This window comes from Pseudomonas sp. PMCC200344, from assembly GCF_030053095.1.
Classification (GTDB): Bacteria; Pseudomonadota; Gammaproteobacteria; order Pseudomonadales; family Pseudomonadaceae; genus Aquipseudomonas; species Aquipseudomonas svalbardensis.
Window position 1 is genome coordinate 1,307,639 of the sequence record NZ_CP125618.1, and the last position, 13,031, is coordinate 1,320,669.

A 13,031-nucleotide genomic window follows, 5' to 3' on the forward strand; every position below is an offset into this window, starting at 1 on the left:
CATGAGCGACCTAGAACTCGACCCGCAAGCCCTGCAACAGGAAGAAAACTCCCTGATCGCCCTGCGCAAGGAAAAGCTGGCTGCCGAGCGCGCCAAGGGCAATGCCTTCCCGAACGACTTCCGCCGCGACAACTACTGCGAAGACTTGCAGAAACAGTACGCGGACAAGACCAAGGAAGAGCTGGCAGAGGCTGCGATCCCGGTCAAGGTTGCCGGTCGCATCATGCTCAACCGTGGCTCGTTCATGGTGATCCAGGACATGACCGGTCGCATTCAGGTCTACGTCAACCGTAAAACCCTGTCCGAAGAAACCCTGGCCTCGGTGAAAACCTGGGACATGGGCGACATCATCGCAGCCGTTGGCACCCTGGCGCGTTCCGGCAAGGGCGACCTGTACGTCGAAATGACTGAAGTGCGCCTCCTGACCAAGTCCTTGCGTCCGCTGCCGGACAAACACCACGGCCTGACCGACACCGAACAGCGCTATCGCCAGCGTTACGTTGACCTGATCGTCAACGAAGACGTGCGCCAGACCTTCCGCGTACGTTCGCAAGTGATTGCGCACATCCGCAGTTTCCTGATGCAGCGTGACTTCCTGGAAGTGGAAACGCCGATGCTGCAAACCATTCCGGGTGGTGCGGCAGCCAAGCCGTTCGAGACTCACCACAACGCGCTGGACATGGAAATGTTCCTGCGTATCGCGCCGGAGCTGTACCTCAAGCGTCTGGTGGTCGGTGGTTTTGAAAAGGTGTTCGAGATCAACCGCAACTTCCGTAACGAAGGCGTTTCGACTCGTCACAACCCTGAATTCACCATGTTGGAGTTCTACCAGGCTTACGCCGACTACGAAGACAACATGGACCTGACCGAAGAACTGTTCCGCGAGCTGGCGCAACTGGTTCTGGGCAGCACCGACGTGCCTTATGGCGACAAAGTGTTCCACTTCGGCGAACCGTTTGTGCGTCTGTCGGTGTTCGACTCGATCCTCAAGTACAACCCTGAGTTGACCGCTGACGACCTGACCGACATCGACAAGGCCCGCGCCATCGCCAAGAAGGCCGGCGCCAAGGTGCTGGGCTTCGAAGGTCTGGGCAAATTGCAGGTGATGATTTTCGAAGAGCTGGTCGAGCATAAGCTGGAGCAGCCGCACTTCATCACCCAATACCCGTTCGAAGTGTCGCCGCTGGCTCGTCGGAACGACGACAACCCGAACGTCACCGACCGTTTCGAACTGTTCATCGGTGGCCGCGAAATCGCCAACGCCTACTCCGAGTTGAACGACGCGGAAGACCAGGCCGAGCGTTTCATGGCGCAGGTGGCTGACAAGGACGCCGGCGACGACGAGGCCATGCATTACGACGCCGACTTCGTTCGCGCGCTGGAGTACGGCATGCCGCCAACGGCCGGTGAAGGTATCGGCATCGACCGTCTGGTGATGCTGTTGACCAACTCCCCGTCGATCCGCGACGTGATCCTGTTCCCGCACATGCGGCCACAAGCGTAAGTGTTTCAATAAAAAAGCCGCCTAAAACAGGCGGCTTTTTATTGCCTGTCTGGTACAAACGTATCAATTGGTTACTTTTGAAGTAAGAGAGGAATACCTGTCGTGAACCGTGCAATTGCTCAAGAGGGTGCAGCGGACGTCGCCACTGCGGTCGCTGAAAGTGTTCAGTACCAGGGTCGCAAGGCCAGCCGACAGGGCAGTGAGCAGCGTCGACAGGACATTCTCGATGCGGCGATGCGCATTGTCGTGCGCGATGGCGTGCGGGCCGTGCGTCACCGCGCGGTGGCCGCCGAGGCCGGTGTGCCGCTGTCGGCCACCACTTACTATTTCAAGGACATCGATGACCTGCTCACCGATACCTTTGCCCAATACGTGGAACGCAGCGCGGCGTTCATGGCCAAGTTGTGGACCAGCAACGAAGGCTTGCTGCGCGAGATGGTTGCTTATGGCGATGGCAGCCCCGAGTCGCGTTCCCAGCTGGCTGACGATATCGCGCGGCTGACCGCCGATTACGTGCAGCGCCAATTGCACAACCGTCGCGAACACTTGATGGCCGAGCAGGCGTTCCGTCAGGAGGCGCTGTTGAACCCGCGTCTGGCGGAGTTGGTGCGCTCGCATCAGCAAATTCTTCTGCAAGGCACCTGCCATTTTTTCGAGGTATTGGGTTCCCGCGAGCCACAACAGGATGCCAAAGTGTTGACGGCGATTATCGGACGGATGGAATATCAGGGCCTGCTCAACGACGCCGAGCCTGTCGCCGAAGCCGAAATGCTCGGCATCCTCACGCGGTATATGCACCTGGTATTGGCGTCGGTGTAACCCTCAGGGTTGTACGCTCAACCCCTGAGGGAGCGAGCCTGCTCGCGAATACGGTCTGACATTCAACATCTCTGTTGTCTGACACTCCGCCTTCGCGAGCAGGCTCGCTCCCACAGGGGGCCGGTGTTAGCCCAGGGCAAAGTGTGTTCATAGGGAGTGTTGAATGAAAGCCTGGCGTGTCGTTGTGATCGCCTTGTCGTTCCTGCTGCTTAGCGGCTGTCTGGTGACCTTCAAGGAGCCGCTGCCCTCGAGCGAGCCCGCGCCTAAAGGGTTGCTCGGCAAATGGACCAGCACCAACGCCTGGGGCGAACCGCTGAATCTGGAACTGACACGCCTGGGCGACAATCACTATCAGGCGGTCAGCTACTTCAAGGCTAAACCCAAGGAGCGTGAAGCCTATCCCTTCACGGTGACCCGCCATGGCAGTCGCTGGTACCTGTCGGCCAAGGTGCCGGCGCAGTTCGGCGGGCACTTCACGCTCTTCGGTTTCGAACTCACCGATAAGCATGAACTGGTGGTCTACAACCTCGACCTCGAGCAGATCAACCAGGCCCTGAGGCAAAAAGTCCTCAGCGGCGAAGGCTTCCAGACCGACGACGGCGACGGCGTGTTGATCAACAACAATCTGGACCAGGTTTTCGCCTACCTCGACGATCCGGCCAATTCCGATGTGTTCGTCGAGGCCGTGCGCTATCAGCGCCTGGCCAAAGCCAAATAAACCCAGCACGTAAACGGTTTTTCTACAGGAGTTTCGGGTGGACGATTACCAGCAGTCGATACGCATTTTGTCCGATCGCATTGTGCTGGCGCAGACGCCGATTCGCGTCCTGGATGCGGTGAAGTGGGACGACAGCATCCGCAAGGGTTTCCTCAAGGCCAAGGGCAAGGAAATGCCGGCGGTGGATCGCGATTACTACCTGAACCGGCCGCTGGCGTTCGACTCCAGCAAGGTGAAGCTGGAATTCCAGAACATCGAACGCGACATCACCCGTCAGCTTGGTCAGTTCAACCCGGTCGGCCAGATCATGCGCCGCATGTGCAAGGAATACCGCATGGTGGTGCGCATGCTCGAAGCGCGCGGCACCGAGGATTTCGGGCTGATTTCACAGGAGCTTTATGGTGCCGCTTCCGACGCGTTCCACGCTGGCGATCCGACACTTTCCGACCTGGGCCTGATGCTCTCGGATTACCTGAACAATATCGATGGCCGTGGCGACCTGAAGGACGAACCGAAAATCCTCACCGCCAAGGAAGCCGTCCACCTGCTGCAAACCCGCTTGAATAAGGTATTCGGCGAGGCCGAGGAAACCATTCGCGTATTCGAGTCCGACGGGATCGTTGCCGATGCGGCGGCTGGCGCCGACTACATCAAGATCCGCACCGACGCGATGTTCAACGACCGTGACGTGCGCGCCCTGGAAGTCCACGAAGGGCTGGTGCATGTGGGGACCACGCTCAATGGTCTGAACCAGCCGATCTGCACCTTCCTCTCCAAAGGTCCGCCGTCGTCGACGGTGACTCAGGAAGGCCTGGCGATCCTGATGGAAATCATCACTTTCGCCTCGTACCCGAGTCGCCTGCGCAAACTGACCAACCGCACCCGCGCCATTCACATGGTGGAAGAGGGCGCGGACTTCCTGCAGATCTTCGAGTTCTTCCGCGAGCAAGGTTTTGAAATGGCGGAAAGCTACGGCAACGCCAGTCGGGTTTTCCGTGGCTCGGTGCCGACAGGTCTGCCATTTACCAAAGACTTGTCCTACCTCAAGGGCTTTATCATGGTTTACAACTACATTCAGTTGGCCGTGCGTAAAGGCAAGCTTGAGCAGATACCGCTGCTGTTTTGCGGCAAGACCACGCTGGAAGACATGCGGACCTTGCGCCAGTTGGTGGATGAAGGGCTGGTGGTGCCACCGAAGTATTTGCCGGATCAGATCCGTGACCTGAACGCGCTGTCGGCGTGGATGTGCTTCTCCAACTTCCTCAATCACCTGAGCCTGGACCGGATCGAAGCGGATTACTCCAATATCCTGTGAACAATGAGATCCCCTGTGGGAGCGAGCTTGCTCGCGATGGCGGAATTACATTCAACATTTGTATCGCCTGACATACCGCTATCGCGAGCAAGCTCGCTCCCACAGGTACTGTGTTCCAACCCCTATTTTTGCGAGGTTTCAACGGATGAGATTCCTCGGGATTTTTTGCCTGCTGCTGACCTTGAACGGTTGCAGCTCGCTGCTGTTTTACCCCGAGCCCGGCCAGCTGTTTACCCCGGAAAAAGCCGAACTCGAATACCGCGACGTCACCCTGACCACCGCCGACGGCCTCAAGCTGCACGGCTGGTGGTTGCCGGCCAAACAAGGTGTCGAGGTCAAGGGCACGGTGCTGCATTTGCACGGTAACGGCGGCAATCTGCCCATGCATCTCGGGGGGAGTTGGTGGTTGCCAAAAGAAGGGTATCAAGTGTTGCTGCTGGACTATCGCGGCTACGGTCTGTCCGAGGGTGAACCGACGCTGCCAGCGATCTACCAGGACATCGACGCCGCGTTCAAATGGCTCGATCAGGCGCCGGAGGTCAAGGGCAAGCCGTTGATCCTCCTGGGCCAAAGCCTTGGCGGTTCGATGGCCGTGCATTATCTGGTTCAGCACCCTGAACGCCAGAAACAACTCAAGGCCTTCGTCCTCGACGGCGTGCCCGCCAGTTACCGCAGTATCGGTCAATTTGCCCTGAGCCATTCCTGGCTGACCTGGCTGGTTCAGGTGCCGCTGTCCTGGCTGGTGCCGGACGGCGACAGCGCGATCCATTCCATGACGCAGCTCAATGGCGTGCCGAAACTGATCTACCACAGCATCGACGATCCGATCGTGCCCCTTTCCAACGGCATACGTCTGTATCAAGCTGCGCCGCCGCCGCGGGTGCTGCAACTGACCCGTGGTGGTCATGTGCAGACGTTCGCCGACCCGGTCTGGCGCAAAGTCATGCTGCGTTTTCTCGACGACCCGCAGCATTTCAACGGTCTGCGCCGCCTGGGCGAAGTCCCGAATTACCCGGCGCCGAAAAATTCTGAAGATGAACCACCAGAGAGTCCGCAATGAGTGAAGAACGTAACGCCATCCCGCTGATCATCACCGGTATCTGCACCATCCTCGGCACCGTCGGGGCCTTGTGGTTCTACGGCTACCTGCACTTCGCCAAACCCGAAGATGCGCTGCTGCTCAGCGACTTCACCCTGCTCAAGACGGTGCCGGGCGAAGACTACAAGATCTCCCTGGAACCGGCCGCGCAAGTGGCGCAATGCATCGATGGCGTGCTGGTGATGTTCGACACCGAACAGAAAGGCCTGAGCGGCGTGTTGGTCAACAACAAGAAAAAAGCCGTGCGTTGCATGGGCGAGGAAACCCCGCAGAAGCTGCAACCGTAGCGCGCCCGATCTTTTGATCTTAAAAACAAAAGCCCCGCCTGATCAGATCAGGCGGGGCTTTTGTGTTTCAGCGAGTGGAGCTTAGTTCGAGCTAACCGCCGAACGCGGGATCACCGGCTGGTTGTCGTTGGAAATGGTCACTTCCACCCGACGGTTCATCGCACGGCCCGAGACGCTGCTGTTCTCGGCCACCGGGTATTCCTTGCCGTAACCCTGCGCCACGATACGCACTGGATCAACGCCCATTTTCACCAGCGCCGTGCGCACGGAACCGGCACGACGTTCGGACAGCGACTGGTTGTGGTTTGCGGTGCCCGTGCTGTCGGTGTAGCCCTCGACGATCACTTTGCGATCAGGGTTTTCCGAGAGGAACTGCGCCAGTTTGTTGATATTCACCAGACCGCTGGACTTCAGATCAGCCCTGTCAGTGGCGAACAACACATCACCGAACGTCACCAAGGTGCCGCGATCGGTCTGCTTGGCGTTCAGGCTGTCCTGCAATTGCTTGATCTGCGCGTCGCGGGCATCCAGACGAGCCTGGGCACGCTGCGCAGAAGCATTTTTCAGGTTGGCTTCAGCGTTGCGCAGGGCGATGGTCTGCTTCGCCACTTCAACACGTTGATTGGTCAGGTAAGCCAGTTGGTCGACCTTGGCCTGGTCTTCTTTGTCCTGATAAGCCTTGTCGGCCTTGTCCAGGTAATCGCTGGCTTCTTTGGTTTCCAGCGCCGCGACTTTGCTGGCTTGCGGGTTGGTTTGCAGGCCGGTGTAGTTAGTGCGGGCCTGTTCCAGATTCGCGTTCGGCGGCGTGGAGCAGGCAGCCAGTGCAACGCTTACGGCGAGCAGGGCAGGGATCATCAATTGTTTACGCATGGTGGTTTCGTCCTTTTAGTCGAGTAAGAAGTACGTCGTGCGGCGCCGCTTATTGCACAGTGCGCTGGCTTTCCTGACGCAGTTCCTGAACCCCTTTCTGAGAGTCCTTCACAGCCTGTTCAGCTTTGATCGCTTGGGCTTTGCGTTCAGCCACGCGAGCGTCCCACTCGGCCTGTTCGGCGAGGATTTTGGCTTCGGCATACTTTTTGTCGTGCATGGCGATTTCGGCTTGTTTGAGCTTGTCCTGCGCGGACTTCATTTCCACCGCCGCAAACTCGGTGCCGCCGGCACTGACGGCGCTGTTGACCGCCGATTCCGTCACGGCGAATTGCTCGCTTGGCGGGTTGCCGGCACAACCGGCCAGAACGAAGCTGCTGCCGATTGCCAGGGCAGCCAGTTTCAGGCCACGCAGGTGGGTGAATGAGGATTTGGCAGTTCGGGTTTTCATGGTCTTCAACTCCATTGGAATAACTCCTGAAAAACTTAAAAATCCATCCTGGGCAAGGAGCCGCAACCTTCAATTTCCGGGGGTGTTTTGAAACGGCCGTCCCAGGCGTGGTTAATGGCTGTGACCCAAGGCGTTTTTCGAAAGTTCAGAGAATATGGCCAATCGCCCGAAAAAACTTTGACCGAGCGGACAAGGCTCTAAATCGGGAATTACCATCACATGCAGGAGTATTCCAGGCCCTGAACGGGCCTGGGAATAGGCATTTCTGGAGGGAAAAGAAGCGCGGTAATCAGTGTTTCTGTTTATCGTCAACGGCCGACAAATCGTGCAAATGACGACGGGACAGCGCGAGAAAACGTGGAGTCGGACCGACGTCTTCGTACAGCGGATCACCTTCTTCGTCGGTGGCCACGACGGTCGAACCCTTCACATACGGGAAGCTCTTTTCGAGTTCTTCCAGGGCGGCGCCGATCAGCTCGCCGAGCAGTTCTTCGGGCTGCCGTTTGGGGTACATATCGATAATTGCCGCCAGCCGTGCGGCGGCCTCCACATCCAGATGAATCGAGTATCCGGTGTCGGTCAGGCGACCCTTGGCGTTTTCTTCCCAGTGATGGGCAAGCTCGCGGATTTTCATAGTGACCTCAATGCGCACCTGCTCGTGGCAGGCAGTGTCAGTGTCCGGCAATCGCCGGCGGCAGCCGTTGTAAGGCTTACTCTTCAGACTAGCTTTAACGCCCAAGGTTTAAAGTCCCTTGGTCGTCTAATGGTGAGCGTTGCCTGGGGGCTTTAGTGGGGGATTGGGTGTATATCCGTTTTTGCGGTAGCGGCGGCTATTGGTTTCGCTTTTACAGCGAGTCACTTGGAAAAGCCCCAAGTAACCAAGGGCTCTTGCCCCTTTCGTTCGGTGCCTCGCTTAGGCTCGGCATACCCTCGCTCCGGTCCTGCTCCGTGGGCCCGCCGCCATCGGCCATCCATGGCCGGGGGCGGCTAACCCGGCATCCATGCCGGGTTGCCCACTACGCAGAACCTCCACTCGGCCTCTCGAGGGGGCGGTGCATCAAGATCAAAAGCTGCAGGCGAGCTAACGCTCGGCCTGTTGAGTGGTGAGAAGCAAAAGCTGTACGCCGATCTGCTTTATGTGGGAACGGGCTTGCTCGCGAAGCTGTTGATCTTGCCGTTGCCGTTGCCGTTGCCGTTGCCGTTGCCGTTGCCGTTGCGGTTGCGGTTGCCGTTGCTTTTGATTTTGATCTGTTGCCCCTTTCCCAGAGGCCGAACGCAGGTGTTGCGCAGGGGGCACCGCGGCAAGGATGCCGCGGTAGCCGCCCCCGGAGCAATGCCGGAGTGAGGGCATGCCGAGCCTAGGCGAGGCACCGAATGGCGGGGCAGAAGCGCTTTGGTTACTTTCGCGCTTTTCGAAAGTGACTCGCTGTAAAAGCGAAACCGTAATCAGCCATCACCGCAGCAACGGATATGTACCCACCAACCCCAATCCCAATCCCAGAACTTTCTCGTGCGAACAGCATTCCCATCGTCGCCCGCTTGTAAGAACCGCTTTAGAGCGGCACTCTCTAACGACAAAGCACACCCGGATTTTCGCTGGAGAACTGCTGATGACCGATATTGATGCACGCTTGCGCGAGGACGTTCACCTGTTGGGTGAGCTGCTGGGCAACACCATCCGTGAACAGTACGGGGACGGTTTTCTCGACAAGATCGAGCAGATCCGCAAGGGCGCCAAGGCCGACCGTCGCGGTTCAATGGACGCTGAACTGAGCGCCAGCCTTAACCAATTGAGCGAAGAAGAGTTGCTGCCGGTGGCGCGGGCGTTCAACCAGTTTCTCAACCTGGCCAATATCGCCGAGCAATATCAGCTGATTCACCGTCGCGAAGAGTCACAGCCTGCGCCGTTCGAAGCGCGGGTACTGCCGGAATTGCTTGCTCGCCTGCTTGCCGAAGGCCATGGCGCTGAATCCCTGGCCCGGCAACTGGGACGGCTGGAGATTGAGTTGGTCCTCACCGCGCACCCGACCGAAGTGGCGCGCCGCACGCTGATCCAGAAGTACGACGCAATTGCCGCTCAATTGGCCGCCCAGGACCATCGCGACCTGACCACTGCCGAACGCGAGCAGATCCACACGAAGTTGCAGCGCCTGATCGCCGAAGCCTGGCACACCGAAGAAATCCGTCGCACCCGCCCAACCCCCGTGGATGAAGCCAAATGGGGCTTCGCTGTGATCGAACACTCGCTGTGGCAGGCGATCCCCAACTATTTGCGCAAGGCTGATAAAGCCCTGCATGACGCCACTGGCCTGCACCTCCCACTGGAGGCCGCACCGATTCGCTTTGCCTCGTGGATGGGCGGTGACCGGGATGGCAACCCCAACGTGACCGCTGCCGTAACCCGTGAAGTCTTGCTGCTGGCGCGGTGGATGGCCGCCGATTTGTACCTGCGTGATGTCGATCACCTGGCGGCCGAGTTGTCGATGCAGCAAGCCAGCGACGATTTGAAGGCCAAGGCTGGGGACAGCGCCGAACCTTACCGTGCGGTGCTTAAACAGCTGCGTGAACGCCTGCGCGCGACGCGTAACTGGGCTCACGCCTCCTTGACGAAGACCACGCCGGCACCCGCCGATGTGTTGCAAAACAACCGCGAGCTGCTCGATCCGCTGGAGCTGTGTTACCACTCGCTGCATGAGTGCGGTATGGGCGTGATCGCTGATGGTCCGCTGCTTGATTGCCTGCGCCGGGCGGTGACGTTCGGGCTGTTCCTGGTGCGGCTCGATGTGCGTCAGGACTCGACGCGACATACCGCGGCCATGAACGAGATCACCGATTACTTGGGCTTGGGGCGCTACGAGGACTGGAGCGAGGAAGAGCGCATTGCTTTCCTGATGCGCGAACTGAACAACCGCCGGCCGTTGCTGCCGGCGTACTTCAAGCCATCGGCCGACACCGCTGAAGTGTTGGCGACCTGCCGGGAAATCGCTGCCGCACCGGGCGCATCGCTCGGTTCGTATGTGATCTCCATGGCCGGCGCTGCTTCCGACGTGCTGGCCGTGCAACTGCTGCTCAAAGAGTCTGGCGTGTTGCGGCCGATGCGTGTGGTGCCGCTGTTCGAGACCCTTGCCGACCTCGACAACGCCGGCCCGGTGATTGAAAAACTGTTGCTGCTGCCCGGTTATCGCTCGCGCCTGCAAGGGCCGCAGGAAGTGATGATTGGCTACTCCGACTCGGCCAAGGACGCCGGCACGACGGCAGCGGCCTGGGCGCAGTATCGGGCGCAGGAGCGCTTGGTCGACATCTGTCGCGAGCAACAAGTGGAACTGCTGTTGTTCCACGGTCGCGGTGGCACCGTGGGACGTGGCGGCGGCCCGGCACACGCGGCGATTCTGTCGCAGCCGCCGGGTTCGGTGGCGGGGCGTTTCCGTACCACCGAGCAGGGGGAAATGATTCGTTTCAAATTCGGCCTGCCAGATATCGCCGAGCAGAACCTCAATCTGTACTTGGCAGCAGTACTGGAAGCGACCTTGCTGCCGCCGCCTCCACCAGAGCCAGCCTGGCGCAATCTGATGGACGAATTGGCCGCCGACGGTGTCAGCGCTTATCGCGCCGTGGTGCGGGAAAACCCGCAGTTCGTTGAGTATTTCCGCCAGTCCACCCCGGAGCAGGAACTGGGACGCCTGCCGCTGGGCAGTCGCCCGGCCAAGCGCCGCGCCGGCGGGATTGAAAGCCTGCGGGCGATCCCGTGGATCTTCGGCTGGACCCAGACGCGTCTGATGTTGCCGGCGTGGCTCGGCTGGGAAGCGGCGCTGAGCAAGGCGCTGGAGCGCGGCGAAGGTGAGCTGCTGGGGCAGATGCGTGAGCAGTGGCCGTTCTTCCGCACGCGCATCGATATGCTGGAAATGGTGTTGGCCAAGGCCGATGCCGATATCGCCCGGTCCTACGATGAGCGCTTGGTCGAGCCGGATCTGCTCCCTTTGGGTGCGCATTTACGCGACCTATTGTCGCAGGCCTGCTCGGTGGTCCTTGGGTTGACTGGTCAGTCGCAGCTACTGGCACATAGCCCAGCCACGCTTGAATTCATCCGCTTGCGCAACACTTACCTCGACCCTCTTCATCTATTGCAGGCCGAGTTGTTGGCGCGGTCGCGACAACAGGAAGTGGCGCAGGGCAGCCCGGTAGAACAGGCGCTGCTGGTGTCTGTGGCGGGGATTGCCGCCGGTTTGCGTAATACCGGCTAAGGTTTTCGTCGTGGGGCAAGGCACTCGGCGCGAGCGTCGAGTTGCCTGTGGGCGAGGGCTTGGAAAGTGCTGCCAGGCGACAGTTAGTGATGGGGTTGCGACGAGGGTTACCCCGACGAAAGGCCACATCAGGCGTGGGTTTCTCCGACTTTCGGCGGCTTGTGTGCTCCGGGCCTGCTGTGTATCTTGATCAGCCTTTGACCGTTTGGGCGGTTACGACCCTTATTTTGAGATTGGCCCCACGAGGCGAATCTGACGTTATCTATATAAAAAATTGAGGAGCACATCGATGCGCGTCATTCTGCTGGGAGCTCCCGGGGCCGGTAAAGGTACTCAGGCTAAGTTCATCACCGAAAAATTCGGCATTCCGCAAATCTCCACCGGCGACATGCTGCGTGCCGCGGTCAAGGCTGGCACCGAGCTGGGCCTGATCGCCAAGAGCGTCATGGACAGCGGTGGTCTGGTTTCCGATGACCTGATCATCAATCTGGTCAAGGAACGCATCAGCCAGGCCGATTGCGCCAACGGTTTCCTGTTCGACGGTTTCCCGCGCACCATTCCTCAGGCTGAAGCCCTGGTGAAAGCCGGCGTGGAGCTGGATCACGTGGTCGAAATCGCCGTCGACGACGAAGAAATCGTTCAGCGTATCGCTGGTCGTCGCGTTCACGAGGCCAGCGGCCGCGTGTACCACACCGTCTACAACCCGCCGAAAATCGCCGGCAAGGACGACATCACCGGTGAAGAGCTGGTGCAGCGCAAGGACGACACTGAAGAAACCGTTCGTCATCGCCTGTCGGTCTACCATTCCCAGACCAAGCCTCTGGTCGAGTTCTACCAGACGCTGTCTGCTGCTACTGATGGCAAGCCGAAGTACAGCCACATTGCGGGCGTCGGCTCGGTTGAAGTGATCACCGGCAAGGTGCTTGAAGCACTGAGCTGAAAAGTCTGAATCGCTTCATCTTCTACGGCCCGCTTGCGGGCCGTAGTTGTTTATACTGGCGCACTTTTTCTGACCTCTCTTACGGAAACATCGATGAGCACCTTGCTGGCCCTGGACACCGCGACTGAAGCTTGCTCCGTTGCCTTGCTGCATGACGGCAAAGTCACGAGCCATTACGAGGTGATCCCGCGCCTGCATGCGCAGAAGCTGCTGCCGATGATTCAGCAGTTGCTGGCGGATGCCGGGACCACCCTGCAAGCGGTCGATGCAATCGCTTTCGGACGTGGTCCGGGTGCGTTTACCGGCGTGCGGATCGCCATCGGCGTGGTGCAGGGGCTGGCGTTTGCGCTGGATCGTCCGGTGTTGCCAGTATCGAATCTGGCCGTGCTGGCGCAGCGGGCCTATCGCGAAAACGGCGTGAGCCAGGTGGCTGCCGCTATCGATGCGCGGATGGATGAGGTGTATTGGGGTTGCTACCGCGAAACGGCGGGGGAGATGCGGCTGGTCGGCAATGAAGCAGTGCTGCCGCCGGAAGTGGCCGCGTTGCCGGCTGACGCCAGCGGTGAGTGGTTTGGCGCCGGCACTGGCTGGGGTTATGCCGAGCGTATCGCCGTCAGCCTGACCGGGCAGGATGCGGGCATGTTGCCTCACGCTGAGGACCTGCTGACCCTGGCGCGTTTTGCCTGGGCGCGTGGCGAGGCGATCGTGGCTGATGAGGCTCAGCCAGTGTACTTGCGCGATAAAGTCGCCACCCCAAAAGCACGTTGATTCTCTAGAGTTGGTCCCTTCG

Annotated in this window: 13 protein-coding genes; 9 read left to right on the forward strand and 4 right to left on the reverse strand. The window is 59.6% G+C overall.

Features of this window, described 5'->3' with window-relative positions; translation table 11 throughout:
- Position 1: 1 nt before the first annotated feature.
- From lysS to QFW87_RS05825, 6 genes are all read left to right on the forward strand, one after another.
- Positions 2-1,504 (forward strand): lysine--tRNA ligase, encoded by a 1,503-nt coding sequence (gene lysS / locus QFW87_RS05800; RefSeq protein ID WP_282482734.1) that lies wholly within the window; start codon positions 2-4, stop codon positions 1,502-1,504.
- 102 nt (positions 1,505-1,606) lie between these two features.
- Positions 1,607-2,323, forward strand: a complete 717-nt coding sequence (locus QFW87_RS05805; protein ID WP_076029896.1) for a TetR family transcriptional regulator — start codon at positions 1,607-1,609, stop codon at positions 2,321-2,323.
- 163 nt (positions 2,324-2,486) lie between these two features.
- A complete protein-coding gene (locus tag QFW87_RS05810) occupies positions 2,487-3,041 on the forward strand; it encodes a hypothetical protein (RefSeq protein ID WP_283190030.1) in 555 nt (184 codons plus the stop codon).
- 37 nt (positions 3,042-3,078) lie between these two features.
- Positions 3,079-4,356 carry a flavohemoglobin expression-modulating QEGLA motif protein gene (locus QFW87_RS05815; RefSeq protein WP_283183173.1) on the forward strand — a complete coding sequence of 426 codons (1,278 nt, stop codon included), beginning with the start codon at positions 3,079-3,081 and terminating at the stop codon, positions 4,354-4,356.
- A gap of 145 nt (positions 4,357-4,501) precedes the next feature.
- Positions 4,502-5,416: an alpha/beta hydrolase gene (locus QFW87_RS05820; protein WP_283183174.1), complete on the forward strand. Its 915-nt coding sequence runs from the start codon at positions 4,502-4,504 to the stop codon at positions 5,414-5,416.
- Positions 5,413-5,742, forward strand: coding sequence for a hypothetical protein (locus QFW87_RS05825; protein WP_283183175.1), 330 nt, complete (start codon positions 5,413-5,415; stop codon positions 5,740-5,742). The genes QFW87_RS05820 and QFW87_RS05825 overlap by 4 nt, the downstream gene beginning before the upstream one ends.
- An 81-nt stretch (positions 5,743-5,823) precedes the next feature.
- Here the strand turns inward: QFW87_RS05825 and QFW87_RS05830 are convergent, their stop codons facing one another.
- From QFW87_RS05830 to QFW87_RS05845, 4 genes are all read right to left on the reverse strand, one after another.
- Positions 5,824-6,612, reverse strand: coding sequence for an OmpA family protein (locus QFW87_RS05830; RefSeq protein WP_283183176.1), 789 nt, complete (start codon positions 6,610-6,612; stop codon positions 5,824-5,826).
- Between the two features lie 49 nt (positions 6,613-6,661).
- Complete coding sequence (locus QFW87_RS05835; RefSeq protein WP_283183177.1) at positions 6,662-7,075, reverse strand: DUF4398 domain-containing protein; 414 nt, start codon at positions 7,073-7,075, stop codon at positions 6,662-6,664.
- A 274-nt stretch (positions 7,076-7,349) separates the two neighbouring features.
- Positions 7,350-7,694 carry a pilin assembly protein gene (locus tag QFW87_RS05840; RefSeq protein ID WP_282482759.1) on the reverse strand — a complete coding sequence of 115 codons (345 nt, stop codon included), beginning with the start codon at positions 7,692-7,694 and terminating at the stop codon, positions 7,350-7,352.
- A gap of 500 nt (positions 7,695-8,194) precedes the next feature.
- Positions 8,195-8,365, reverse strand: a complete 171-nt coding sequence (locus QFW87_RS05845) for a hypothetical protein (RefSeq protein WP_283190031.1) — start codon at positions 8,363-8,365, stop codon at positions 8,195-8,197.
- 305 nt (positions 8,366-8,670) lie between these two features.
- Here QFW87_RS05845 and ppc point away from each other — a divergent pair, with 305 nt between their 5' ends.
- The 3 genes from ppc to tsaB all read left to right on the forward strand — a co-directional run bounded on the left by ppc (position 8,671) and on the right by tsaB (position 13,009).
- The gene (gene ppc, locus QFW87_RS05850) at positions 8,671-11,301 is read left to right on the forward strand and encodes a phosphoenolpyruvate carboxylase (RefSeq protein WP_283190032.1); all 2,631 of its coding nucleotides are present in this window, start codon (positions 8,671-8,673) and stop codon (positions 11,299-11,301) included.
- A 289-nt stretch (positions 11,302-11,590) separates the two neighbouring features.
- Complete coding sequence (gene adk / locus QFW87_RS05855) at positions 11,591-12,241, forward strand: adenylate kinase (protein ID WP_283183180.1); 651 nt, start codon at positions 11,591-11,593, stop codon at positions 12,239-12,241.
- Positions 12,242-12,334: 93 nt separating this feature from the next.
- A complete protein-coding gene (gene tsaB, locus QFW87_RS05860; protein WP_283183181.1) occupies positions 12,335-13,009 on the forward strand; it encodes a tRNA (adenosine(37)-N6)-threonylcarbamoyltransferase complex dimerization subunit type 1 TsaB in 675 nt (224 codons plus the stop codon).
- Positions 13,010-13,031: the final 22 nt, after the last annotated feature.

Excerpts from the sequence above, each read along its gene's own strand:
- lysS (WP_282482734.1), top strand. The coding sequence starts at position 2 with ATGAGCGACCTAGAACTCGACCCGCAAGCCCTGCAACAGGAAGAAAAC.
- QFW87_RS05810 (WP_283190030.1), top strand. The coding sequence starts at position 2,487 with ATGAAAGCCTGGCGTGTCGTTGTGATCGCCTTGTCGTTCCTGCTGCTT.
- QFW87_RS05820 (WP_283183174.1), top strand. The coding sequence starts at position 4,502 with ATGAGATTCCTCGGGATTTTTTGCCTGCTGCTGACCTTGAACGGTTGC.
- QFW87_RS05825 (WP_283183175.1), top strand. The coding sequence starts at position 5,413 with ATGAGTGAAGAACGTAACGCCATCCCGCTGATCATCACCGGTATCTGC.
- QFW87_RS05830 (WP_283183176.1), bottom strand. The coding sequence starts at position 6,612 with ATGCGTAAACAATTGATGATCCCTGCCCTGCTCGCCGTAAGCGTTGCA.
- QFW87_RS05835 (WP_283183177.1), bottom strand. The coding sequence starts at position 7,075 with ATGGAGTTGAAGACCATGAAAACCCGAACTGCCAAATCCTCATTCACC.
- QFW87_RS05840 (WP_282482759.1), bottom strand. The coding sequence starts at position 7,694 with ATGAAAATCCGCGAGCTTGCCCATCACTGGGAAGAAAACGCCAAGGGT.
- ppc (WP_283190032.1), top strand. The coding sequence starts at position 8,671 with ATGACCGATATTGATGCACGCTTGCGCGAGGACGTTCACCTGTTGGGT.
- adk (WP_283183180.1), top strand. The coding sequence starts at position 11,591 with ATGCGCGTCATTCTGCTGGGAGCTCCCGGGGCCGGTAAAGGTACTCAG.
- tsaB (WP_283183181.1), top strand. The coding sequence starts at position 12,335 with ATGAGCACCTTGCTGGCCCTGGACACCGCGACTGAAGCTTGCTCCGTT.